This window comes from Brevibacterium sp. BRM-1 (assembly GCF_026802075.1).
Taxonomy (GTDB): domain Bacteria; phylum Actinomycetota; class Actinomycetes; order Actinomycetales; family Brevibacteriaceae; genus Brevibacterium; species Brevibacterium rongguiense.
Genome location: NZ_CP113788.1, coordinates 2,888,783 through 2,912,077 on the forward strand (window position 1 = coordinate 2,888,783; position 23,295 = coordinate 2,912,077).

The window sequence follows — 23,295 nt, forward strand, 5'->3', positions numbered from 1 at the left end:
CCCGCCGTCATCTCGCGCGCGGACGCGGTGCCCCGGAACGCCCGCGTCCACGTAGGGTGGCGCTCAAGCGCGGGCGCGGTGCGCCTGCCCGAGGCCGCGGCCCAGACCGTGCCCCAGATCCTGCCCGACGACTGCACCAGACGACCGCACCAGGAGGAGACGTGGAATTCATCGACGCGAAGGCGGTGAGCCGCGCCGTGGACTTCCGGCAGGCCATCGCGGTGCTGCGCGACACCGTTGCCGCCGGCTTCGACCCGGCCGAGGACTCGCCCCGGCTGAGCGCACCGCTGGCCAACGGCGAGTTCCTCTTCATGCCCGCTCAGGTGGGCGAGTACGCGGCCGCGAAGATCCTCACCGTCACCCCGGACAACGGCGCCAACGGCGTGCCCCGCATCCAGGGCATCTGCCTGCTGCTGGACGGCAGCACGCACGAGCCGCGGGCCATCATCGACGGCATCGCGCTGACGAACCTGCGCACCCCCGCCGTGTCGCTGGCCGGAGTGGCCGATGTGCTGCGCCGCCGGTTCGGCGCCGGCGTGCGGATGGCCGTCTTCGGCAACGGCGTCCAGGCCGTGCCGCACGTGCTCGCCGCGCTCGCCGTCGTGCCCGTCGAGCACGTGGCCGTCATCGTCCGCGCCGTCGGCCGCGGCTCCGCGGTCGTCGGGGAGCTGCGCGAGCTCGGCATCGAGGCCGACGAGGTGGCAGACGAGGAGCGCGCCGCCGCACTGGCCGCCGCCGGGCTCATCGTCACCGCGACCTCCGCACCGGAGCCGCTGTTCGCCGCCGCCGAGGTGTCCGACGACGCCATCGTCGTCGCGATGGGTTCGCACTCGCCGGCCGAGCGCGAGGTGCCCGGCGAGCTGCTGGCCCGCGCCACCGTGCTCGTCGAGTCCCACCACTCGGCCCAGGCGGAGGCGGGCGACGTCGTCCTGGCGGAGGGGGAGGGGCACTGCCGCTTGGCCGAGGCGCTGACGTTCAAGCAGGTGGTGGAGTCCCACGGCGACCTCGTCCTCGAGGGGCGCCCCGTCGTGTTCAAGACGACCGGGATGTCCTGGGAGGACGCGGCCATCGCGGCCGCCATCTACGAGCGGAGCCGCGCATGAGCGCCCAGCGGGGACAGCAGGCCGCCCCGAGCGGGCAGGCCGCCCCGGACGCGGAGAGCGCGCCGAGCGCGGGGGATGCGTCGAACGCGGAGGATGCGCAGTGTGCGGAGAGCGCGCTGTTCTCCCTGCGGCAGGCGGGCCGGGCCGATATGCCCGCCTTCGTGGCGCTTGTCGAATCGGCCTATCGCGGGGACTGCTCGCGCGCGGGCTGGACGACGGAGGCCGACCTGCTGGGCGGCCAGCGCCTCGACCACGCGATGGCCCTCGAGATGCTCGCCGAGCCCGACAGCGCGATCCTCCTGGCCGAGGAGGCCGCAGCCGCCGCCCCCGATCTCGCGGTGCCCGGGTCTGCCCTGCTCGGGTGCGTGCAGATCCGCCGGGAGGGCGAGGTCGCCTACTTCGGCACCTTCGCAATCGCGCCCGGACGCCAGGGCGGGGGACTGGGCAGCGCGCTCATGGCCGCCGCGGAGGCGGAGGCGCAGCGGCGCTGGGGCGTGAGCGGCATGCGGATGACCGTCATCGACCGGCGCGCGGACCTCATCGCCTACTACGAGCGCCGCGGCTGGGTGCGAACGGGGGCCACCTCCCCCTTCCCCTATGGCGACGAGCGCTTCGGCCAGCCCAAGGTCGAGGACCTGCACTTCGTCGAGCTGAGCAAGCCGCTGGCGGCCGGCGACGAGGCCCCGCCCGCCTCCGACAGGGGCTGAGCGCCGTGCGCGCCCTGCTCACCCTCATCGCCGTCCAGCTCTTCGCGGGGGCCGGCACCGCCTCGGGCTACGCCGTGGGCGGGATGCTCGCGGAGAAGATCACGGGCCACACCGCGATGGCCGGCTTCGCGCAGATGAGCGTCATCCTGGGCGCCGGGCTCATCGCCTACCCCCTGGCCGCACTGGCCGGCCGGCGGGGACGCCGGTTCGCGCTGGGACTGGGCTTCGGGATCGGGGCCGCCGGAACGCTCGTCGTGCTGCTGGGCGCCGCGCTGTCGTCCATGCCCGTCTTCATGCTCGGCATGATGATGTGCGGCTCGTCCACGGCCTCGGGGCTGCAGGCCCGCTACGCCGCCGTCGACTCCGCCCCGCCGGGCGCGGCCGCGCGGGCCATGTCGTTCGTCGTGTGGGCCACGACGGTGGGCTCCGTGCTGGGGCCCAACTTCACGGCGCCCGGCGCCGCGCTCGGCTCGGCCCTGGGCCTTGCCCCGCTCGCAGGGCCCTACCTCATCTCGCTCGTCGCGTTCGCGCTCGCCTCCCTCATCGCGGCCAGCCTGCCCGGTGACGGCGGGCACGGCGGTGCCTCCGCCGAGGAGCGGGTGGGCCTCGTGGCCGCCCTGCGCTCCGTGCGCGGCCGGCCGCTGGTGCTCCTGGCCATCGTGACGATCGTGGCCGGGCAGATGATGATGACGAACGTCATGGTGATGACGCCGGTGCACATGGAGCACCAGGGCTTCGAACTGGCCGCCGTGGGCATCGTGGTCAGCGTCCACATCGCCGGGATGTACGGCCTCTCGCCCGTCTTCGGCTGGATGGCCGACCGCTTCGGCCCGCTCAGCGTGATCGGCGCCGGGGCCGGCGTCTTCGCGCTCACGATCGTCCTGGGCGTCGTCGATGCGCTGCGGCCCGCCTCGTCGATGGGCCTGCTGAGCACCGCGCTCCTGCTGCTGGGCCTGGGGTGGTCGATGTTCCTCATCGGCGGCTCGGCGCTGCTGACCCGCGAGGCGCTGCCGGCGGCGCGGGTCTCGCTCCAGGGGTTCTCCGATGCGGCGATGAACCTGGGCGGGGCGCTCATGGCGGCCTTCGCCGGGACCGTGCTGGGCCTGGGCGGATTCCTGGGCATCAACATCATGGCCACGGCCGTGCTCATCGCCATGGCGCTCACCGCGCTCTTCGCCCTGCCGGCGGCCCGGCGGGCGCGCGCAGAGACTCGCTGAACCGCGCTGGGCGCGCCGAGCCACGCAGAATCCCGGTGGGCGCCCACCGGGCGCGCACCGGGCCCCGCCGACTCCCCTCGGCTCAGCCGCCGGCGAGCATCGCGGGCAGGACGAGCCCGCCCACCAGCAGGATCGGGCCGACGATCACCATGGACATGCCGAAGGTCGTGAGGATCCGGATGAGCCGCGGCTTCGCGGGATCCGGGGCGGTGGCCACGACGGTCGCCCCCAGCGTGGAGAACGGGCTGACGTCCACGACGGCCGAGCAGACGCCCAGGGCCGCGATGAGCGCCCAGCCGGGCAGGTGGCCATCGGCGATCATGGGCAGCGCCAGGGGCACGAGGGCCGCGAGGATGCCGGTGGTGGAGGCGAACGCGGAGACGAGGCCGCCCACCGCGCACAGCACGAATGCGGCCACGAGCGGGGAGCCGATCGCCTTGGCGCCCTCGCCCAGCAGGTCCACGGCGCCCATCTCCTGGAGGACGCCCACGAACGTGATGATGCCGCCTACGAGGAGCACGGTCGACCAGTCGATCTTCGAGATCGCGTTCCTGCCCGTCGTCGGGTCGATGAGCGTGAGCGCGGCGCCGAACGCGAAGCACAGGATGCCCACGTCCGGCTTCCTGCCCAGGGCCGCGAGCGCGACGACGGCGGCGATGAGGCCCACGATGAAGACGATCGTGAGGATCTGCACGCCCGTGAAGCGGGCCTCGGCGGGCGCGGCCGAGCCGGGTTGGCCCTCGGCAGCGGGCTGGGCCGTGCTCCCAGCGGCGGCGTCCGGGTCATCGGCCGAAATGCCGTAGGCGGCCTCGTCGTCGCCCTCGCCGAACTGCGCGCTCGCCGTGGTCGCGCCGCCCCTGCTCAGCGCGCTCTCGCGTTCGAAGGGGTGATTGCCGGCCGGGCCCGCGTGGGCGAGGTCGGGGGAGTGGAGGCGCAGGCCCGCCGCGCGCTTGCCACGGCGGCCGAACATGACGTACGCCGCGGCGAGGAGCACGAGGTAGGTGGCCAGGGCGATCGCGAAGAGGAGCAGCGGGTTGAGCGCGATCCCGGCCTTGTGCGCGGTGCCGTAGGTGACGATGCCGTAGAGGCTCGTCGGTGCGAAGCCGCCGGCGCCGATCGCAAAGCACATCGCCAGGCCCATGAGCGCGAAGTCGATGTTGTAGCGCCGGGCCACCTGCATGCCCACGGGCATCATGACGAGGCCGGCCAGCGGCGCCCCCATTGCGGCGATGCCCAGGGTGAGCAGGAAGAACACGATGGGCAGGGCGAAGGCGTTCGAACCGACCTTCGTGAGGGCGCGGTCGATGAGCTTGTCGATCGTGCCGTTGGTCTGCGCGATCGCGAAGAAGTACGTGACGCCCACGAGGAGCACCATGATGTCGAGCGGGAAGCCCGCGATGATGTCCGCGAGCTTCATGTGGGCGAGCAGCAGGCCCGTGCCGGCGGCCCCGGCGATCATGAGGATGCCGATGTGGACCCCGCGGATCGCGCCGAGCGCGAAGAGCGCGACGAAGATGGCGAGGGCGGCGAGCTGGGCGGTGACCATGAGGCGGCTCCGGGGGTGGGGGCGAGCGGCGGGAGAGCCACCATTCTCGCAGGCAATCGGCCCCGGCCCCGCAGGCGCGCGGGGCGGGCCGCCCAGCACCGCCCGGCACCGCTCGGCACCGTGCTGCGGGGCCTCGGCCGGTGGGCGCACGAGGGGAGCCCTGCTCGCGGGCGCCCCGCCCGGCGCCGCGGCAGAGGCTCAGCCCAGGAGTGCGACGCCGGCGAAGGCGACGACCGCCACGAGCAGCGTGGTGAGCGCGGCCAGCAGCAGCGGCCGCAGCCCCAGGCGCAGCAGCGAGCGGACGTGGACGCCGCAGCCGAGTGCGAACATCGCGGCCGTCAGCAGCCAGGTCTGGGCGGTGTCGGCCGCGCCCACGACGGGGGCGGGCAGCCAGCCCAGCGTGCGCACGAGGGCCGCGAGCGCGAAGCCCAGCACCCACAGGGGCACGATCGGCGGGCGCTTGCCGGGCGCCTCGGGCGCGGTGGTCCGGCCGTGGGCGTCGGCGGCCCGCTGGGCGCGGATGATGCGCGGCGCCAGTCCGCCCAGGACCGCCATGACCGGGGCGAGCATGAGCACGCGGGCGAGCTTGACGAGGACGGCAGGCTCGAGGGCCTCGGGACCCAGGATCCCGCCGACGGCCACCACCTGCGCGACCTCGTGCGTGGAGGCCCCACCCCACAGGCCCGCCGCGCGGGGCGAGAGGCCGGTCAGGGCGGCGACACCGGGGACCACCGCGATCATGAGCGTGCCGAAGAGCACGACGAGGGCGACCGCCGCGGCGGTGTCCTCCTTCTTGGCCCGCAGCGTGGCCTGGGCACCGGCGACCGCGGCGGCCCCGCAGATGGAGAAGCCGCAACCGATGAGCAGGCTGAGCTCGGGGCCCACCCCCAGCCAGCGGCCCATGAGCGCGGCGCCGGACAGGCCGACGCCCACCACCACGACGACGAGCACGATGGCGCCCCAGCCCAGGTCGAGGATGTCGCCGAGCACGAGCTTGGTGCCCAGCAGGACGATGCCCAGGCGCAGGACCGTCTTTGCTGTGACCGCGATGCCGGGGGCGAAGACGGCCGGGATGTCCGCGACGAGGTTGCGCAGGAGCGCGCCCAGCACGATTGCGATGAGCACCGAGCCCGCGAACGGGATGGCGCCGGAGAGCACCACCGCGAGCGCCGCGGCCGCCGCGCACAGGGCGAGGCCGGGCAGCAGGGCGGCGAGGCGGTGCGGCCAGGGCGCGGGCGCATCCGCGGCTGCCGAGGCTCCGGCCGGGCGGGCGTCGTGCGGGCCCGTCGGGTGCGGGGCGGGAGTCTGCGCGGGCTGCGGGGCTGGGGGTTGGGGGCTCATGGTGTCCCACTATGCCGCCGGGACGCCGCGGCCGGTAGGCGCGTCCGCCGCACCGGGTCATGCGGGATTGATATGGCACGATGGGCGCATGGCCGAATCCCGCTCCCAGGCAGCCCCCGGCCCGGCGGGGGTGCCCGCGGCCTATCCGGATCCCCGGGTGCTCGCGCTGCTCGACCGCCTCGCGCGGCTGCAGGAGGAGCGCGGCCACGCCTCGATCGGGCTGGCCGCGCGCGAGGTGGGGATGGCCCAGCCCAACGCCTCGCGGCTGCTGCGCGCCTTCGAGCGCGTGCACGGCGTCTACCTCCTCGAGCGCTCCCCGCGCGGTTCGCGCCTGACCGAGCGCGGTGCGGCCGTGGCCGCCTGGGCGGGGCAGGTGATGGGCGACTACGACAGCCTGCTCGCGGGCCTGGCCGCCCTGCGCGGCGAGGAGACGGTGCACCTGCGCATCAGCGCCTCGCAGACGATCGCCGAATACCTGCTGCCGGGCTGGCTCGCCCGCTTCCGCGCCGCGCGCCCGGAGGCGCACGTGGCCCTGCGCGTCGCCAATTCGCAGGCGGTGGCCGCCGATGTCCGCTCGCACGCCGCGGACCTGGGTTTCATCGAATCGCCCCGGGTGCCAGGCGGCGTGCGCGGGCGGGTCCTCGGCGGCGACTCGCTCGTCGTCGTCGCCCGCCCCGACCACCCCGCCCTGGCCGGCCCGCCGCTCGGGGCCGCCGCCCTGGCGGCCCAGCCGCTGCTCGTGCGCGAGGCGGGCTCCGGCACCCGCGATGTCGTCGATGCAGCCCTCGCGGCCCACGGCGGGCCCACGATCGCGGCGGCGCTGACCTCGACCGCGGCCCTCAAGGTCTCCGCCGCCGCGGGTCTCGCCCCGGCCGCGCTGTCCGCCCTCACCGTCGCCGAGGAGCTGCGGGCCGGCCGGCTCGCCTCGCTGCCGCTCGCCGCGGACCTCGACCTCTCCCGCCCGCTGCGCGCCCTCTGGCCCGCCGATCGCCGCCCCCGAGGCGCGGCGCAGGAGTTCCTCGCCCTCGCCTCGGCGCCGGAGGAATGAGCGCGGCCCGCCTGCGTGGGGAGTCTTGGCCGGTGGAAGCGGCCCGGAAACCGGCGGGCGCGGGCCTACGATGGGGGCCATGAGTGAGCGCAGCCTGGCCCCGGAGACCATCGTCGTGGACGCGGGACGGCCCCCGCGCGAGCCGAACGCGGCCGTCAGCCCCGACATCGAGCTCTCCGCCACGTTCGTGGCCACCGGCGTTCCGGGCCCGGACGACCGCACGTACGGGCGCTCGCACAACAGCACGTGGGAGGCGTTCGAGGGCGCCCTCGCCCGGCTCGAGGGCGCCCAGCTGCCCGGGCTGGTCTTCGGCTCCGGGATGGCCGCGATCACGGCGGCCCAGGAGCTCCTCGCCCCCGGCGGCACGCTCGTGGCCCCCCGGCACAGCTACATGGGCACGCTGTCCGGTGCGCTCACCGCGCAGCAGCTGGGCCGCCTGCGCCTCGTCACCGTCGACATCGCGGACACGGACGCCGTGCGCGCGGCCCTCACGGCCGCCGCCGCGGACGGCTCCGGCCGGGACGAGACCGGCCGGGCGCGCCTCATGCTCTGGGTCGAGACGCCCACGAACCCCATGCTCGAGGTCGCGGACCTGCCCGCGATCATCGCCGCGGCGCAGGAGGCCGGCGCGCTCGTCGTCGCGGACAACACGTTCGCCACCCCGCTGCTGCAGCGGCCGCTGGAATTCGGCGCCGACGTCGTCGTCCATTCGGCCACGAAGTACATCTCCGGCCACTCCGACGTGATCCTGGGCATCGCGGTGACCTCCGATCCGGCGCTGCGCGAGCTCATGCTCGCCCACCGGGCGCAGGCCGGCGGCATCGCCGGGCCGTTCGAGGTGTGGCTGGCCCTGCGCGGCCTGCGCACGCTCGCCCTGCGCGTCGAGCGCGCCGGGGACAACGCCATGGAGCTCGCCACGCGCCTGACGGACGTCGCGGGCATCGCGGTGCGCTACCCGGGGCTGCCCGACGATCCGGGCAACGCGCGCGCCGGCGCGCAGATGACCGGCTACGGCGCCATCATCGCGCTCGAGCTGCCGGACGCCGCCACCGCCGATGCCGTGGTCGACGCGGTCGAGCTGTTCACCCCGGCGACCTCGCTGGGCAGCGTCGAGAGCCTCATCGAGCGCCGCCGCCGCAACGCCGACGAGCAGGCCAGCGTCCCGGAGGGCCTGCTGCGCCTGAGCATCGGGATCGAGAGCGTCGAGGACCTCTGGGCCGACCTCTCGGCGGCCCTGCGCGCGGCGCTCGCGGACTGAGCGCGGGCTGGCGGGCGCTCAGCTGGGCCGGTGCGAGCGCCAGCCCGGCAGCGAGGTGATGGCGTCCGCGTAGCCCTGGAAGTTCGCCTGCTCGGCGTCGTACCACTTGTCCATCGTGGCGAGGTCGCCGTCGGGCACGTCCATCTCCTTCACGCGGGCGGTCCAGGCTGCCTGCACCTCGTCGACGGTGCTGCGGATGTCGCCGGCTGCGGTGCCGCGCTCGATATCGCGCTGCACGAGCCCCTTGAAGGATTCGCCGATCGCGGTCTGCGCCTCGTCGTCCATCGCCTCGATCGTGCCCTTTGCGGCCCGCGACTGGCGCACCGAGTCGGCGGTGCCCTTCATGACGGTCGCGATGTTGCGGCCCGCGGATTCGCCCATCGCATCGAAGACGATCTGCTGGTAGGCCAGCGGCATCTTCGTGTACGTCAGGCCCGCGAGGTAGGCCCCGGGGGTGCGGGAGAAGCTCGTCTTCGTCGTGTAGGCGATGTTCGGCGCGACGTCGAAGATGTGGCTCTCCGCGCTCGGCAGCATCTGGCCCAGGGTGCAGTCCACCGTGCCGCGCTGCAGGGCCTCGTAGGTCTCCGGGAAGGCCAGCGAGACGGGGGAGGCGCCCATCTTCGTGACGACCTGGCCCTGCGAGGCGGTGGCGATGCGCACCTGCTTGCCCTTCCAGTCCGCCAGCGACGTGAGGGGATCCGTGCAGATGCCGTAGTAGCCGCCGGAGGCGATGAAGGGGTGGAGCGTCACGAGGCCGCGGTCGGCGTATTCCTCGAGCACCTGCTCGTTGTTCCAGCCGAGCTCCGCGGCGGAGCCGTTGGCGATCAGCTCCCCGGACACGGGCTGTGCCGCTGGCAGCGCGGACATCGCGGTGCCGAGGGCGTTGACGGCGGGGTAGTCGGTGGGCAGATACCCGGGCAGGGTGTAGGAGACGTCGACGCGGCCGTCGGCCAGCGAGTCGTGGACCTCCGAGTACCCGGCGATGGCCTGGCCCCAGACGATGTCGACCTTGATCCGGCCGTGCGAGCGCTTCTCGACGTATTCCTTGAAGGACAGGCCGTTGTCGGCCATGATCGACTTCGGCGAGCTGGCCGAGGGCTGGAACGTGATCGTCGTGGGCTCGAGCCGGTCGACGATTGAGTTGACGTCGGCCTGCTCGGCGCCGAAGCCGAAGCCCTCCCCGCCGGGGCCGCTGCGGCTGGCCTTGGCGATGCTCCCGGCGCAGCCGGTCAGGGCGATGCTGGCCAGGCAGGCCGTGAGCAGCGCGGCGATCTTCTTCATGGTGCCTCCGGCGTGTCTCAGGAGCCCCCGGCCATGAGGCCGGGCAGCCAGGTCGCCATCTGCGGGAAGGCGATCATGATGAACAGGAACAGGACGGCCACGGGCAGGAACCACACGAGCGAGGTGAAGACGTCGCGCAGGGAGATCGTCTGCCCCAGATTCACCTGGGGCTCCTTGCCGATCGCGTGGACGATGTAGGACAGGATGCCCACCGGCGGGGTGATCATCCCGAGTTCGCCGAGCAGGACGACGAACACGCCGAACCACAGGGGGCTGACCTGCATCGCCTCGAGGGTCGGCAGCAGGATGGGGATCGTCAGGAGCATCATCGACAGGGTGTCGAAGAACATGCCGAGGATGAGGTAGAGCACGATGACGACAAGCAGGAAGGCCACCCGGCTCAGGCCCATCCTCAGGATGAGGTCGGTCATGTGCTGCGCCAGGCCCGTCATGGCGAGCAGCTTGGTGAGCATGTGCGCGCCGATCATGATGAAGAAGATCGCCGCGGAGGCCGTGACCGTGGAGAAGGCAGCCTGGGCGATGAGCCTAAGCGGCTGGCGCCCGCGCGCGTAGAACAGGCACAGGACGAGCGCGGTGAGGGCCGCCGCGGCGCCCGCCTCGGTGGGGGTGAAGAGGCCCGAGAGCATGCCGCCGAACAGCACGACCATGATGACGGGGAAGCCCCATACCTCCCCGAGCGCCCTGAAGCGGCGCCGCCAGGTGACGGGCTCCCGGTCCTCGCCTCGGCCGCGGCCCACGAGGCGGGGGGCGAACGCGCCGATGAGCAGTGTGAACAGCGCGAACGTCAGTGCGATGAGGACACCGGGCACGGCGCCGGCGATGAGCTGCGGGCCGACTGCGACGTTGGCGATGCCGGCGTAGACGACGAGCAGGATGGACGGCGGGATGAGGTTGCCGGGCAGGCCCGCCACGAGCACGGTGCCCACGGCCATGCGCTTGTCGTAGCCGGCCCGCAGCATCTCCGGGATGCCCGCGCGCCCCAGCGCATACGTCATGCCGATGGTCGAGCCGGAGACGGAGGCCAGCCCGGCGCCGGCGAACGTCGTGCCGATTCCGATGCCGCCGGGCAGCCACCCGAACCAGGCCGATGTCGCCTGGTAGATCTTGCTCGTCATGCCGGAGTGGGAGAGGAGCATGCCCATGAAGATGAACATCGGCAGCACCGAGTAGGACCACTGTGAGACCGCGTGGAACGGCGCGGTGGCGAGGATGTTCTTGGCCGCCGGGATCCCGGCGATCCCGTAGACGCCGATGAGGCTGGGGATCGCGAGCGAGAGGGCGACCGGCACCTCGAGGAACATGAGCGAGAGCATCATCGCGATGCACCACACGCCTGCCACGGCAAGCGTGGGGCTCAGGAACAGGCCGATGGTGCACGCGGCGACGACCGCGAGCCCGATGAGCGCGCCCAGGGGCGAGGCGAAGCGCCTGGGGCGGGGGCGCGCAGCCTGCGCCGGGGCGGCCGAGGCGGTGGTCGCCGAGGTGCTCATGCGCGCCCACCCCCGCCCTCGGGTCGCTGCGGATGCTCGGTGCTGCCATGGCCCGCCCCCGCGGCCGGGGCGCCGAGGTCGGTCAGCTCGGTGAGCTCGGCGTCGGGGGTGACGGCGGGCGCCTGCCCGGGCACGAGGTGCCAGAGCTGGCCGATGGCGAGCAGGTAGAGCAGCGCGAGGCCCGCGAAGACGAGGGGCACGAGGTAGTACACGGGCCACGTCACGATGTCGGTGACTCCCGCGGTCGCCTTCGATGCGGTGTATTCGATCGCCTTGGCCAGGCCGAACCAGGCGAAGCCCACGCTCAGGGCGAAGCCCAGGGCTGCCCCGAATGTGCGCAGGATGCGCGCGGACGCCTCGCCCAGCCGGTCGATCACGAGGGTGACCGCGATGTGTTCACCCTTGAGCTGGGCGGCGGGGATGCCGAGCAGCGCGATGATGGGCAGGTACCAGAACGACACGATCTCGTTCGTGCCGTAGATCGGGGCGTTGAAGAAGTGCCGGGAGATGGCGTGGGCCACCACGTGGAGCAGCATGAGGATGAGCGCGCAGGCCGTGACGTAGGACAGCAGGGCCGTCAGGGCTGTCGTGAGTTTGGACATCGGAGTCGCCTTCGTCTTCGATGAGCAGGCAGCGGTGGCGCAGCGGTGCGAATCGAAGGAGACTTTACCGGCTCGAACGGTCGTTCGGGGAAGGTTGAGCGCTGCCGTCGGCAATCGATGCCGTTTCGACACCTCCGGAATCCGGCGGGCTGCAGCGGGTGGCGCGGCAGCGCACCTCCCTCACGGCGCGGGAGTGCCGGTGGAGCGCTCCCGTGGCCCGGGCGGCGCTCGACGAGCCGCCGCCCGGTCCCGGGCTCAGAGCAGTTCGAGGATGGTGGCGTTGGCCTGGCCGCCGCCCTCGCACATGGTCTGCAGGCCGTAGCGGATGTCGTTGTCCACCATGTTGTGCACCATCGTCGTCATGAGCCGCGCACCGGAGCCGCCCAGCGGGTGGCCCAGCGCGATCGCACCGCCGTGCGGGTTGAGCAGGTCCGTCTCCGCCCCGGTCTCCTGCAGCCAGGCCAGCGGCACGGGCGCGAACGCCTCGTTGACCTCGAAGGTGCCGATGTCGGAAATGCTCAGCCCGGACTTCTTGAGCGCCTTGGCGGTGGCCGGGATGGGGGCGGTGAGCATGATGACGGGGTCAGCGCCGGCGAGCACGGCGGTGTGGATGCGCGCGAGCGGCTTGAGCCCCAGCTCCGCGGCCTTCTCGGAGGTCATCATGAGCAGCGCGGCCGAGCCGTCGGAGATCTGCGAGGCATTGCCCGCGGTGACCACGCCGTCCTCCTTGAAGACGGTCTTGAGCTTGCCGAGGCCCTCGAGGGTGCCGCCGCGGCGGATGCCCTCGTCCTTCGACACGGTGCCGTCCGCCGTCTCGACCGGCACGATCTGCCCGTCGAACGCACCCGCGTCCTGGGCTCGGGCGGCGAGTTCGTGCGAGCGGAGGCTGAATTCGTCGAGCTGCTGGCGGCTGAAGCCCCAGCGCTCGGCGATCATCTCCGCGCCCACGCCCTGGTTGGGCCGCACGCCGTCGTAGCGCTCCATGTACTTGGGGCCGAACGCGTCCTTGCCCTGCGCCGAGGAGCCCATGGGGTTGCGCGACATCGACTCGACGCCGCCGGCCACGACGACGTCGTACTGCCCGGCGATGAGGCCCGCGGCCGCGAAGTGCACGGCCTGCTGGGACGAGCCGCACTGCCGGTCGACGGTGACGCCGGTGACCGACTCGGGGAAGCCCGCGGCCAGGGCGGCGGTGCGCGCGATGTCACCGGTCTGCTCGCCGGCCTGGGTCACGCAGCCCCACACGACGTCGTCGATGATGGCCGGGTCCACGCCTGCGGTGGCGACGAGGTCGCTGAGGACGGTGGCCGACAGATCGGCGGGGTGGACGCCGGCCAGGGCGCCCTCGCGCTTGCCGGTGGGGGTGCGGCGGGCTGCCACGATGACTGCGTCGGACATGACGACTCCTTTGTCGGGTTCTCGGGTAGGCGTGAGGGGCTCGGGTCCGCGGTGCGCCGGTGGGGCGTCCGGCCGGAGCCGGGGGCTCGCGGGCACTGAACGAATGTTCGGCAACAGCCTACACTTCGCCGTGCGGTGCCGTTCGGGGTCTCAGCCCGCCTCGCGCGGGGCGACCCACAGGCCCGTGGCGCGGGCGGTGATCGTGTCCCCGTGGGCCACGGTGCCGGCCAGGAAGCGCTTGCGGCCCTCGGTCCGCTCGATCCAGCCGCGCACCGTGAGCGGCGCGTCGAGCGGGGTGGCGGCCAGGTATTCGACCTCGAGTACCCGCGTGTACGCCGGTGCCGCGCCCTTCGGGTGTGCCGCGGAGCCGAGCACCTGGTCGAGCATGAGGCACACGATCCCGCCGTGCACCCGTTCCGGGGGCCCCTGGTACTGCAGCGGCAGGCTGGCCCGCCCCACCGCGGAGCCGTCGGCCTCCCGCTCGATGACGAGCGGCGGGGCTAGCGGGTTGCGCGGCGAGCTGATGGGGGTGATGTCGCCGCGCCGCACGGGCGAATCGTCCTCGTCGGGCCCGACGGCCCCACTCCTGCTGGCAGGCTCCTGCCCGTGGTGCGCGGCCGGCCGGGCGCGGGTGTCCGCCGGGGGCGTGCCGTCCGCGGGCGCAGGACCGGCCAGGCCGCCGAGGCGGGCGGCCAGTTCGCGCAGCTGTGCGGCAAGGCGGGCCTCGTCGTCCGCGGAGACGAGGGCGGTGGCGAGTTCGCGGCCCAGTGCGGCGGCCCGCTCGGCGAGGCCGCGGGCGCCGTCTGCGCTCGTCGCCGCACCGTCGCCCGGGGCACCCGGAGCGTCCGCGGCATCCGGGGTGTTCGCGGTGCTCGCCGCTCCGGGGCCGGCCTGGGGTGCGCTCGTCATGGGGTGTTCTCCGTTCGTGGGACCGTGGGGCTGTGGGGCGGTGCGGCTGTGCAGGCGGGGTGCGGGTGCGGCGGGCGCAGCCGGCCGCACCACGAACCGGACGTTCGTTCGTGCGGATTGAAGACTACCGCGCCCGCGGTTCCGCCCGCTCCCGGCGCCGCGGAGCGAACCCAGAATCGTCCGGTGATCGGCGCGCCGCCGCCCACTTCTTGAACAATCGTTCGAACCCCTTATAGGCTCAGCGCCAAGCACCCGCGCGTGCCGGGCGACCGTGTGTCCCACGGCCGTCGCAGCGCAGCGGGAGCGCCGTGCAGTGCGCCCCGCCGCCCGGCGGACCCGTCGAAGGAGACACATGAAAGCCGTTCAGATCAGCGAGCTCACCGGCCCGCAGGCAGTCGCGAGCGCCGAGGTCGAGCGGCCCGCGCCCGGCCCCGGCCAGACGCTCATCCGGGTCGCCGCCGCCGGCGTGACGTTCCCCGAGCTCCTGCAGACCCGCGGGATGTACCAGGCGAAGCACGAGCTGCCGTACACCGCGGGCTCCGAGGGCGCCGGCACCGTCGAGGAGGCCGGGCCCGGCTCCGCATTCGCCGTAGGCGACCGGGTGGCGTTCATCGGCGGCAAGGGCTCCTGGGCCGAATACGCGATCGCCGATGACACGGCCACGCTCGCGCTGCCGGACTCCATGTCGTTCCGCACGGCGGCCGGCATCCCCATGAACATCCTCACCGCGGACTTCGCCCTGCGCGTGCGCGGCGGCCTGCAGCCGGGCCAGACCGTCCTCGTCCACGGGGCCGCCGGTGGCCTGGGCATCGCGCTCATCCAGGTGGCGCTCGCCATGGGCGCCGAGGTCATCGCCGTCGTCTCCACGGAGGAGAAGGCCGCGGTCGTCCGCGAGGTGGGCGCCCAGCACGTCGTGCTGGCGGAGGGTTTCAAGGACGCGGTCAAGGAGGCCTTCCCGCGCGGTGTGGACCTCGTGGCCGATCCCGTGGGCGGCGATCGCTTCACCGATTCGCTGCGCACCCTCGCCCCGTTCGGCACCCTCCTGGTGCTCGGCTTCACCGCCGGATCCATCCCGGAGGTCAAGGTCAACCGCCTGCTGCTGGGCAACATCTCCGTCGCCGGCGTCGCCTGGGGTGCCGCCATGCACCTGGACCCCACGCTCATCCAGAGCCAGTGGAAGGTCCTGCTGCCGTATGCGGAGGACGGGCGGCTCGATCCGCACATCCACGCCGTCTACGGCTTCGACGACGCACCCGCGGCCCTCGCCGAACTCGACGGCCGGGCCGTGCGCGGCAAGGTCCTCCTGGTCCCCGGCGACCCCGCTGCCGGCGACGGCGACGCCGCCGGCACCGCTTTCGGAACGGAGGCCTGAGCGATGACGAGCGCGAACACCGCCGGCGCAGCCGGCACCGGTGCCCAGGACCTCACGACGAACGACGGCCTGCGCGTCGTCCTCGACGCCGCCGGCGTCATGACGGTGGCCTTCAACCGCCCGGAGACGCTCAACGCGCTCACCCGGGACGTGGGCCTCGCCCTCCTCGAGGCGCTCGAGACCGCCGCCGCGCGCGCCCGCGTCCTCGTGCTCACCGGCAGCGAGCGGGCGTTCTGCTCCGGCGCCGACCTCAGCGGCGGCGCGTCCTCCGCGAGCGCATCCTCCGAGGGCTCCGAGGCCCCCGGGGGTGCAGCGGACGGTGCCGCGCGCGCGAAGGGCGTCGGCCTCGACGTCATCAACGAGGCGATCCGGCGGATCCGCGACCTGCCGATCCCGTCCATCGCCGCGGTCTCCGGGCCCGCCGCCGGGGTGGGCTGCTCGTTTGCCCTCATCTGCGACTACGTGGTGATGAGCGAGAAGTCCTATCTCATGCTCGCGTTCGCCAAGATCGGCCTCATGCCCGATGGCGGCGCCACGGCGCTCGTCGCGGCCAGCGCCGGGCGCCACCGCGCCCTGCGCATGGCGCTGTCCGCGGAGAAGGTCTACGCCGACCGCGCACTGGAGTGGGGCCTGGCCAGCGAGGTCGCCGCGCCCGAGGCGTACCTCACCCGCGCGCTCGAACTGGCCGCGGGCTTCGCGGCCGGCCCGACCAAGGCCCTGGGCACCACCGAGCTCGCGATCAACGCCGCCACCCTGGGCGGCCTCGACGCCGCCCTCGACCGCGAGGAGGAGGGCCAGCAGCGACTGCTGGCCTGCCCGGACTTCGCGGAGGGCTCGGCGGCCTTCCGGGAGAAGCGCGCGCCCGTGTTCACGGACAAGTAGCCCCGCGCCTCGGCGGCGGGCGCACCCGAGCCCGCCGGTCGGGGATTGCGCACTCCAGCCACCACCCACCAGCCCAGCACCGCCGGGGCGACCCGGCACGGAAGACTAGGAGCGGCGATGCCGCAGCACATGCTCAAGGGAATCGCCTCGACACAGGGCGACAGCTACCCCCTCAACACGACGACCTTCCTCAAGCGGGCGGCCCGCCTGTTCCCGCACCAGGAGATCGTCTACCGCACCGCGGACGGCGGCTGGGCGCGCACGGACTACGGCGCCTACGGCAAGCGGGTCAGCCGCCTGGCCAACGCCCTGGGCGAGCTGGGCATCGGCGCGGGCACGATGGTGGGCGTGCTCGACTGGAACAACCTGCGCCACTTCGAGCTGTACTTCGGCGTGCCCGCCGTGGGCGCCACGTTCCTCCAGCTCAACCTGCGCCTGGCCCCGGACGACGTCGAATACGTCGCGGACCACTCGCAGGCCAAGTGGATCTTCGTCGACGAGTCGCTGCTGCCGGTCGCGGAGGCGCTGGCGCCCAAGATCTACGCGCAGGGCTGGGTGGTCATGAGCGACCGGCCGGCCTCGGAGATCGAGACGAGCCTGCCCAACGTCCACTTCTACGAGGACCTCCTCGCGCAGGCCTCGGACGAGTACGACTACCCCCTCATCGAGGAGACGACGGCGGCCTACGCGGGCTACACGACCGGCACGACCGGCCGGCCCAAGGGGATCTACTACTCGCACCGCTCCATCTACCTGCACACCCTGTCGATCATGGCCGCGCTCAAGGCCAGCTACGACGAGGTCGTCATGCCGGTCACGCCCATGTTCCACGTGCTGTCCTGGGGCTTCCCCCAGATGGCCCTGGCCGCGGGCGCCAAGCTCGTGCTGCCGGGCCGCTTCAGCGCGGAGGACATCGGGCAGGTCGCGGATGCCCTGGCCGCCGAGCACGTGACGATCGCCAACGGCGCGCCCTCGCTGTTCGCCCCCATGCTCGAGCACTTCCGCGCCCAGGATGAGGCACCGGACCTCAGCAGCACGCGCCTCATCTCCGGCTCCACCGAGCCCCCGCTCTCGCTCATGCGCGGCTTCCGCGACGCCACCGGCGCCGATGTCATCCACGCCTACGGCGCCTCGGAGACCACGCCGCTCGTCACGACGAACTGGAAGCTCAAGCCGGACATGGCGGGCCTGAGCGAGGCGGAGCAGTGGGACCTCAAGCGCTCGCAGGGCCTCTACGTGCCCGGCATCGAGGTCAAGGTCGTCGACCCGGAGGGCAACGAGCTGCCCTGGGACGGCAAGTCCATGGGCGAGGTGCTGCTGCGCGGGCCGTGGATCACGGAGAGCTACTTCAAGCTCGACGACTCCGCCGACCGGTTCCTCGACGGCTGGTGGCGCTCCGGGGACGTCGGCATGTTCTACGAGAACGGCTACCTCAAGCTCACCGACCGACTCAAGGACGTCATCAAGTCCGGCGGCGAGTGGATCTCGTCCATCGACATGGAGAACGCGATCCTCGACAACCCCAAGGTCCTCGAGGCCGCGGTGATCGGCGTGCCGGATGAGAAGTTCCAGGAGCGCCCCGTGGCCTACGTCGTCACGCGCAAGGGCGAGGAGCTCACCCAGGAGCAGGTCAACGAGGGGCTGCTCGGCCGGTTCGCCAAGTGGCAGCTGCCCGACCAGGTGATCTTCACCGACGAGCTGCCGCGCACCTCCGTGGGCAAGCTCGACAAGAAGCTGCTGCGCAAGGACTGGGAGAAGTGAGCCGCGCCGCGGCGGCGGGCGCGGGAGGCGGCCCGGCGGTGGAGATCGCCAAGCGCGCCGCGGTGCCCACCGCCGCCGCGGCCTTCGCGGACGTGGCCTTCGACCGCCTGCCGGAGCTCTACGACCGCGTGTTCTCCCAGCTCTTCGCCGCGCTCGTGGGCCGCGGCATCGAGCCCGCCGGTGCCCCGTACGGGCTCTACACGCGGGTGGGCGAGACCGTGGACGTGCAGATCGGCGTGCCGCTGGGCGCCGCGCTCGTGGAGCCGTTCGCGCTCGACGAGGAGGTGGAGATCCGCGGCTTCGAGCTGCCGGCCGGCACCGTCGCCAGCACCGTCCACGTGGGCGGCTACGACGGGCTGCCCGCCGCGTGGCAGGCACTGGTCGCGGAGCTCCGGGCCGCCGGCCGCGAGGCCGTCCAGCCCTGCTGGGAGGTCTACCTCGACCAGCCGCAGCCCGGTGGCGATCCCCGCGGGCTGCGCACCGAGCTCGTCACGCTGGTGCGCTGAGCGCTGCGTGCCCACCTGCACCCCGCGCCTCGCAGCCCCCGCCCGGTGCCCCGCGCCTCGGCGCCGGTGCTCGCACCCCGGACCACCGGCCCATCCGACCTGAACGGTGCCGGTGCCGCGCGGGTGTAGGGTGGCTCACCGTTGACCGGCGGCCGCCCACGCGGTGGCCATGTCACGGCCGAGGGCGGAGCGCGCGCGTCAGCGCGGCCCGCCCTCGGCCCTGCGCGCGTGCGCAGCCGAACCCCTGCCCCGCGCACACCCGCGCGGGGCAGTGCCGCGCCCTGGAGAGCAACGGAGAACCGCCCGCATGACCGAGCCCCGCTCGAAGCAGCCCCACCTCAAGCACCTGCCGGCCACCGACGACGCGGTCGTCCAGCAGGACCGGCGCTTCTTCGGCCACCCGCTGCCGCTGTCGCAGCTGTTCGGCCTGGAGCTGTGGGAGCGCTTCTCCTACTACGGCATGACCGGCGTGCTCGCGATCTACCTGTACTCCTCGATCGCCGACGGCGGCCTGGCCATGGACCGGCCGGTGGCGCTCGCGATCGTGGGCGCCTACGGCGGCGCCGTCTTCCTCGCCACGATCCTGGGCTCGTGGATCGCCGACCGCGTGCTCGGCAGCGAGCGCGTGCTCCTCTATTCGGCGTTCATCATCATGTTCGGCCACATCGCGCTCGCCCTGCTCACCGGGTTCGGCGGCGTGGCGGTGGGCCTCGTGCTCATCGCGCTGGGCTCGGGCGGGCTCAAGGCCACGGCCAGCGCGATCGTCGGCAGCCTCTACACGGACAACGATCCCCGCCGCGATGCCGGCTTCTCCATCTTCTACATGGGCGTCAACGTGGGCGCCCTGCTGGGCCCCTTCGTCACCGGCCTGCTGCAGGACACGATCGGCTTCCACATCGCCTTCGGCGCGGCGGCCGTGGGCATGGCGCTGGGCCTGGGCATCTACCTGACCGGCCGCAAGCGCCTGCCGGAGAGCGCGCAGCTCGTGCCCGACCCCATCGCCCTCAACCGGGTGTGGCTCGTCGTCCTCGCGGTCCTCGCCGGTGTGTGCGCGATCGCGCTGCTGTGGCTGACCGGCGCGATGAACCCGGACAACCTGGCCTGGTGGACCGCGGGCGTGTCCGCGCTGGCCGCCGTCGTCTACTTCACGGTCATCCTCTCCAACCGCCGCGTCAGCGCCGACGAGAAGTCCCGGACCCGGTCCTTCATCGCCTTCTTCCTGGCCTCCGTCGTGTTCTGGGCCCTCTACCAGCAGGTGTTCTCCGTCCTCACCGCGTACTCGGACACCCGGATGAACCGCACGATCCTCGGCTGGCAGGCGCCCGTCGCGTGGATCGCGCTCATCCCCGCCGCATGGGTCATCGTCCTGGCGCCGTTCGCCTCCCTGCTGTGGGTGAAGCTGGGCGAGCGGCAGCCCTCCACACCGGTGAAGTTCGGCCTTGCCCTCTTGTCGATCGGCGGGGCGTACCTGCTGTTCCTGCCGTTCTCCGGCGCGGGCCCCAACGCCACCCCGGTGCTCTACGTGTCGTTCGTGCTCATGCTGTTCGTCGTGGGCGAGCTCATGCTCAGCCCCGTGGGCCTCTCGCTGGCCACGAAGCTCTCGCCCAAGGTCTTCAAGGCGCAGATGATCGCGCTGTTCTACCTCGCCTCGGCCGTGGGCACCGCGCTCTCCGGCGTCTTCGCCGAGTACTACGACGAGGCCAACCAGGTCCCGTACTGGACGACGCTGGGGCTCGCCTCGATCGCCGTGGGTGTCGTCATCCTGCTCATCGCCAAGCCGCTGCTGGCCATGATGCGCGGCATCCGGTAGGGCCGCCGAGGCGCGGGCCGGGCGACGCTGCTGCGCTAACCGGGCAGCATGGCCGGCGCGGGCAGGGTGACGCTGCTGCGCTAGCCGGACAGCATGGCTGGCGCGGGCAGGGCGGTGTGGCCCCGTAGCCGGGCGCGTCGGGCCGGCTCGGGACCGAGCGCATGGGGTCGGCGTGCGGCCGGGCGCGCGCTCGGCGTGCGCGTGGAGCCTCAGGCGTGCGTGAGGATGTACTCGCCGGTGCGCGTGAAGCCGACGATCTCCCACCCGTCGGCCAGCAGGCCAGTGAGCGCGGTGCGCAGCGCCTCGCGCCAGCGGGTGGCGAGTTCGGGGTTGTCCCCGCGCAGCGATTCGATGTCCGCGGGAACGCGCGCGGAGACGTAATCGGCCGTGCGCGGCACCTCGGTCAGCACCGGCTCGCCCGCCTCATCGCAGGTGAGGGCCGGGCTGCAGCGCTCGGCGACGTCGGCCGGCAGCGCCTCGCGCCGGGCGGGGCGGTCCAGGCGCCAGGAGACGAGCATGCGGTCGGAGGCCTGGCCCGCGTTGACGCCGTCGCGCATCTGGCCGTAGAAGTCCTCGAAGTACTCCTGCGCGCTCGTGCCCAGGCGGTGGAAGTTGAAGTAGGCGTTGCGCGCGATCAGCGGATCGAAGGTCCACGTCATCTGGCGGATCCCGTGGCTGAGGCACCAGAGCCGCTGGTGGAGCTTCATCGCCGCGCCGGTCCCGCGGCCCACCTGGTCGTGGCGCACACCGGCGATGTGGGAGTGCATGACCTTGCCCAGCGGCGCCCCGAAGAACCCGACGGTCACACCGATCAGCTCGTCCGAATCCGCGGTGTAGGCCCCGGCGACGTAGTTCCCGGAGTGGGCGAGGGCCACGAGCAGCCCGGATTCCAGCACGGTGGTCCCGGCCTGGCCCACGTTCCACACCTCGTCGAGGAGCAGTGAGGCATCGGCGGCCTCCTGCGCGGAGTGCAGGAGCCGCATCTCGATGCCGGCGGCCTCCTGGGCCGCGGCGAGTTCGTCTTCGGCAACGGCAAGGACCTGCGAATCGATGGCGCTCATGCCGTCATTGTGCCACCGGGGGCGGACACCGGGACAGGAAGACACGGGCCGGTGCGGCCCGCGGGTGTGCGGGGGCCTCCGCCGGCACAGACCGGGGCGCCCAGCGCGGCCGCGGCGCCGGCGGCACGGGGCTAGTGTGAGGGCATGAGCGAAGACCCCCGCGGGCCGGACCCCCGGCCGGAAGCCATGAGTGCGCCCACGGACGGGGGAGGCTCGTTCGCCTTCGACCCGGCGCTCGATCCGCCCGTGCCGGATCCCCAGGAGGGCGACCCCGCGGGGCAGGCCGCGGGCCCGGGCGGGGATGCCTGCCCCGTGGGCGACGAGCGCGGGGCGGGCGGCATCTCGGGCGACCGGGTGCACACCGGCGGTGCGGCGGCGGATAGCGCGCCGGCCGGCCAGGGGCACGAGGACGTGCGCGCACTCCTCGAGACGGGCCGCGCCGCGGTGATCGGCGCGGGGCTCATCGGACTGTCATGGGCGCGGCTGTTCGCCTCCTGCGGCCTGGACGTGCGCATCGCCGACCCGCGGCCGGACCTTGAGGCGGCGGTTGAAGCGCTGCGCGAATCGCTTGCCGTGCAGGCGGGGGAGGGCACCGGGTCGATCGAGCTCGCCCAGTCGGTGGGCGAGGCGCTCGACGGCGCCGGCCTCGTCCAGGAGAGCGGGCCCGAGCGCCCGGAGCTCAAGGCCCAGCTGTTCGCCGACATCGCCGAGGCGGCTCCGCGCGACGCGCTGCTCGCCTCCTCGTCCTCGGCGATCCCGGCCACCCAGCTGGCCAAGCGGCTCGACGATGCGGCGGCGGCCCGCATCCTCATCGCCCACCCGTTCAACCCGCCGCACCTCATGCCGCTCGTCGAGATCGTGCCGGGGGAGCGCACGGCGCCCGAGGCCGTGGCGCGGGCGCGCGCGATCTACGCCGCGCTGGGCCGCGAGCCCGTGGTGCTCGAGCGCGAGATGCACGGCTTCATCGGCAACCGGCTGCAGAACGCGGTGCTGCGCGAGGCCGCCTACCTCGTCCAGCAAGGGGTGGCCGGCGTCGAGGACATCGACCGCGCCGTGACGAATTCGCTGGGCGTGCGCTGGGCCGCCGTGGGCCCGCTCGAAGGCATGCACCTAGGCGGGGGAGAGGCCGGTCTGGCGGGCTTCATGGAGCACATCGGGCCCAGCTTCGCGGCGATCGAGGAGGCCGCACCGGACATGTCGGAGGCCGGCATGAAGCCGGTGGTCGAGCAGGCCGTGGCCGCCTACGGGCTGCCGCCGCGCCCGGAGCTCGCCGCCCGCCGCGACCGTATCCAGGCCGGGGTGCTCGACGTCCGGGCCGCGCAGGCGCGGGCGGAGTCACCGGCCGAGGCGCAGCACGCGGAGGCAGAGCGCTTGGAGGCACAGCAGCCGGGGGAGCGGTCCCGAGGGGCGCACTCGCCCGAGGAGCAGGAGTAGCGGGGGAGGCGCAGCCGCCCGGGGCGCAGCATCCGGAAGGCGCAGTCACCCGAGGACTAGCAGCACGGGGCGCGGATCCGCGAGGCGCGGCCGCCCGGGGCGCTGCCGAGCCGAGGTGCCGGGCCCGGCGCCCGGGCTCTACACCGCCGCGCGGTAGAAGAAGCTGCGGCGATTGGCGATGAGGCCGTCCGCGTCGAACTGGAAGAAGTCCGCGAAGCCCTCGTGCGCCTCGGCGCCGGACTTGAGCACGCCGTCGAAGGTCCCGTGCACGGCGGCGCGATCGCCGTCGACGATCACCTGCGCGATGGTGTGCGCCCCGGAGTCGATGACGCGCTCGCCCTTGTAGAACGAGCGGATGGCCTCGCCGACCATCGTGTCGTAGCCCGGCCGGTCGTAGCTGCCGTCGGCGGCGAAGAGGTCCGCGGTGGCGTCCGGATCGCCGGCATCGACGGTGGCGTAGTAGCGGCGGGCGAGTTCCTCGGTCGATGCGCTCATGGCGGCTCCTCGGCGGCTGGGGCGGGGGTGAACCCGCCGGCTGGCTGTGCGTC

The 23,295-nt window shown here is 73.4% G+C and carries 20 protein-coding genes; 11 read left to right on the forward strand and 9 right to left on the reverse strand.

The features are described 5' to 3' along the window. Nucleotides 1-161 precede the first annotated feature (161 nt). Genes BRM1_RS12725 through BRM1_RS12735 form a run of 3 tightly spaced genes read left to right on the forward strand, consistent with a single transcriptional unit; the run spans nucleotide 162 to nucleotide 3,027 of the window. Nucleotides 162-1,103: an ornithine cyclodeaminase family protein gene (locus BRM1_RS12725; RefSeq protein WP_268526383.1), complete on the forward strand. Its 942-nt coding sequence runs from the start codon at nucleotides 162-164 to the stop codon at nucleotides 1,101-1,103. Further along, nucleotides 1,100-1,810, forward strand: a complete 711-nt coding sequence (locus tag BRM1_RS12730) for a GNAT family N-acetyltransferase (RefSeq protein ID WP_268526384.1) — start codon at nucleotides 1,100-1,102, stop codon at nucleotides 1,808-1,810. The genes BRM1_RS12725 and BRM1_RS12730 overlap by 4 nt, the downstream gene beginning before the upstream one ends. A gap of 5 nt (nucleotides 1,811-1,815) precedes the next feature. Continuing rightward, the gene (locus tag BRM1_RS12735; protein ID WP_268526386.1) at nucleotides 1,816-3,027 is read left to right on the forward strand and encodes an MFS transporter; all 1,212 of its coding nucleotides are present in this window, start codon (nucleotides 1,816-1,818) and stop codon (nucleotides 3,025-3,027) included. An 82-nt stretch (nucleotides 3,028-3,109) separates the two neighbouring features. On the opposite strand, the gene BRM1_RS12740 is transcribed toward BRM1_RS12735, so the two are convergent. Beyond that, nucleotides 3,110-4,573 (reverse strand): SLC13 family permease, encoded by a 1,464-nt coding sequence (locus tag BRM1_RS12740; RefSeq protein ID WP_268526388.1) that lies wholly within the window; start codon nucleotides 4,571-4,573, stop codon nucleotides 3,110-3,112. Between the two features lie 198 nt (nucleotides 4,574-4,771). Further along, complete coding sequence (locus tag BRM1_RS12745) at nucleotides 4,772-5,914, reverse strand: YeiH family protein (RefSeq protein ID WP_268526389.1); 1,143 nt, start codon at nucleotides 5,912-5,914, stop codon at nucleotides 4,772-4,774. Between the two features lie 88 nt (nucleotides 5,915-6,002). Between BRM1_RS12745 and BRM1_RS12750 the strand changes: the two genes are divergently transcribed. Beyond that, complete coding sequence (locus tag BRM1_RS12750; protein WP_268526392.1) at nucleotides 6,003-6,962, forward strand: LysR substrate-binding domain-containing protein; 960 nt, start codon at nucleotides 6,003-6,005, stop codon at nucleotides 6,960-6,962. 70 nt (nucleotides 6,963-7,032) lie between these two features. After that, nucleotides 7,033-8,220 (forward strand): trans-sulfuration enzyme family protein, encoded by a 1,188-nt coding sequence (locus BRM1_RS12755; RefSeq protein ID WP_407925001.1) that lies wholly within the window; start codon nucleotides 7,033-7,035, stop codon nucleotides 8,218-8,220. Between the two features lie 18 nt (nucleotides 8,221-8,238). Here BRM1_RS12755 and BRM1_RS12760 read toward each other — a convergent pair whose 3' ends face one another. The 5 genes from BRM1_RS12760 to BRM1_RS12780 all read right to left on the reverse strand — a co-directional run bounded on the left by BRM1_RS12760 (nucleotide 8,239) and on the right by BRM1_RS12780 (nucleotide 13,921). Continuing rightward, on the reverse strand, nucleotides 8,239-9,501 hold the full coding sequence (locus BRM1_RS12760; RefSeq protein WP_268526395.1) for a C4-dicarboxylate ABC transporter substrate-binding protein: 1,263 nt from the start codon (nucleotides 9,499-9,501) through the stop codon (nucleotides 8,239-8,241). Nucleotides 9,502-9,518: 17 nt separating this feature from the next. Next, on the reverse strand, nucleotides 9,519-11,012 hold the full coding sequence (locus BRM1_RS12765) for a TRAP transporter large permease (protein WP_268526397.1): 1,494 nt from the start codon (nucleotides 11,010-11,012) through the stop codon (nucleotides 9,519-9,521). Beyond that, nucleotides 11,009-11,614 (reverse strand): TRAP transporter small permease, encoded by a 606-nt coding sequence (locus BRM1_RS12770; RefSeq protein ID WP_268526399.1) that lies wholly within the window; start codon nucleotides 11,612-11,614, stop codon nucleotides 11,009-11,011. Before BRM1_RS12770 ends, BRM1_RS12765 begins: the two co-directional genes overlap by 4 nt. Before the next feature lie 255 nt (nucleotides 11,615-11,869). Continuing rightward, nucleotides 11,870-13,012, reverse strand: a complete 1,143-nt coding sequence (locus tag BRM1_RS12775) for a thiolase family protein (RefSeq protein ID WP_268526401.1) — start codon at nucleotides 13,010-13,012, stop codon at nucleotides 11,870-11,872. Between the two features lie 150 nt (nucleotides 13,013-13,162). Further along, a complete protein-coding gene (locus BRM1_RS12780) occupies nucleotides 13,163-13,921 on the reverse strand; it encodes a hotdog domain-containing protein (protein ID WP_268526402.1) in 759 nt (252 codons plus the stop codon). A 352-nt stretch (nucleotides 13,922-14,273) separates the two neighbouring features. On the opposite strand from BRM1_RS12780, the gene BRM1_RS12785 reads away from it, so the two are divergent. The 5 genes from BRM1_RS12785 (at nucleotide 14,274) to BRM1_RS12805 (ending at nucleotide 20,252) form a co-directional block, all read left to right on the forward strand. Further along, nucleotides 14,274-15,293, forward strand: a complete 1,020-nt coding sequence (locus BRM1_RS12785; protein ID WP_268526403.1) for an NADPH:quinone oxidoreductase family protein — start codon at nucleotides 14,274-14,276, stop codon at nucleotides 15,291-15,293. A 3-nt stretch (nucleotides 15,294-15,296) separates the two neighbouring features. Beyond that, nucleotides 15,297-16,175 (forward strand): enoyl-CoA hydratase-related protein, encoded by an 879-nt coding sequence (locus tag BRM1_RS12790; RefSeq protein WP_268526405.1) that lies wholly within the window; start codon nucleotides 15,297-15,299, stop codon nucleotides 16,173-16,175. A 117-nt stretch (nucleotides 16,176-16,292) separates the two neighbouring features. Further along, entirely contained in the window at nucleotides 16,293-17,936 is a 1,644-nt protein-coding gene (locus tag BRM1_RS12795; protein ID WP_326957225.1) for a long-chain fatty acid--CoA ligase, read from the forward strand. Continuing rightward, on the forward strand, nucleotides 17,933-18,442 hold the full coding sequence (locus BRM1_RS12800) for a GyrI-like domain-containing protein (RefSeq protein ID WP_268526407.1): 510 nt from the start codon (nucleotides 17,933-17,935) through the stop codon (nucleotides 18,440-18,442). The genes BRM1_RS12795 and BRM1_RS12800 overlap by 4 nt, the downstream gene beginning before the upstream one ends. Nucleotides 18,443-18,749: 307 nt before the next feature. Beyond that, nucleotides 18,750-20,252, forward strand: coding sequence for a peptide MFS transporter (locus BRM1_RS12805; RefSeq protein WP_268526409.1), 1,503 nt, complete (start codon nucleotides 18,750-18,752; stop codon nucleotides 20,250-20,252). Between the two features lie 209 nt (nucleotides 20,253-20,461). On the opposite strand, the gene BRM1_RS12810 is transcribed toward BRM1_RS12805, so the two are convergent. Further along, nucleotides 20,462-21,313, reverse strand: a complete 852-nt coding sequence (locus BRM1_RS12810; RefSeq protein ID WP_160952507.1) for a hypothetical protein — start codon at nucleotides 21,311-21,313, stop codon at nucleotides 20,462-20,464. A gap of 144 nt (nucleotides 21,314-21,457) precedes the next feature. Between BRM1_RS12810 and BRM1_RS12815 the strand changes: the two genes are divergently transcribed. Then, nucleotides 21,458-22,747: a 3-hydroxyacyl-CoA dehydrogenase NAD-binding domain-containing protein gene (locus tag BRM1_RS12815; protein ID WP_268526413.1), complete on the forward strand. Its 1,290-nt coding sequence runs from the start codon at nucleotides 21,458-21,460 to the stop codon at nucleotides 22,745-22,747. A gap of 138 nt (nucleotides 22,748-22,885) precedes the next feature. Here BRM1_RS12815 and BRM1_RS12820 read toward each other — a convergent pair whose 3' ends face one another. Beyond that, nucleotides 22,886-23,242, reverse strand: coding sequence for a nuclear transport factor 2 family protein (locus BRM1_RS12820; RefSeq protein ID WP_160952505.1), 357 nt, complete (start codon nucleotides 23,240-23,242; stop codon nucleotides 22,886-22,888). Nucleotides 23,243-23,295: the final 53 nt, after the last annotated feature.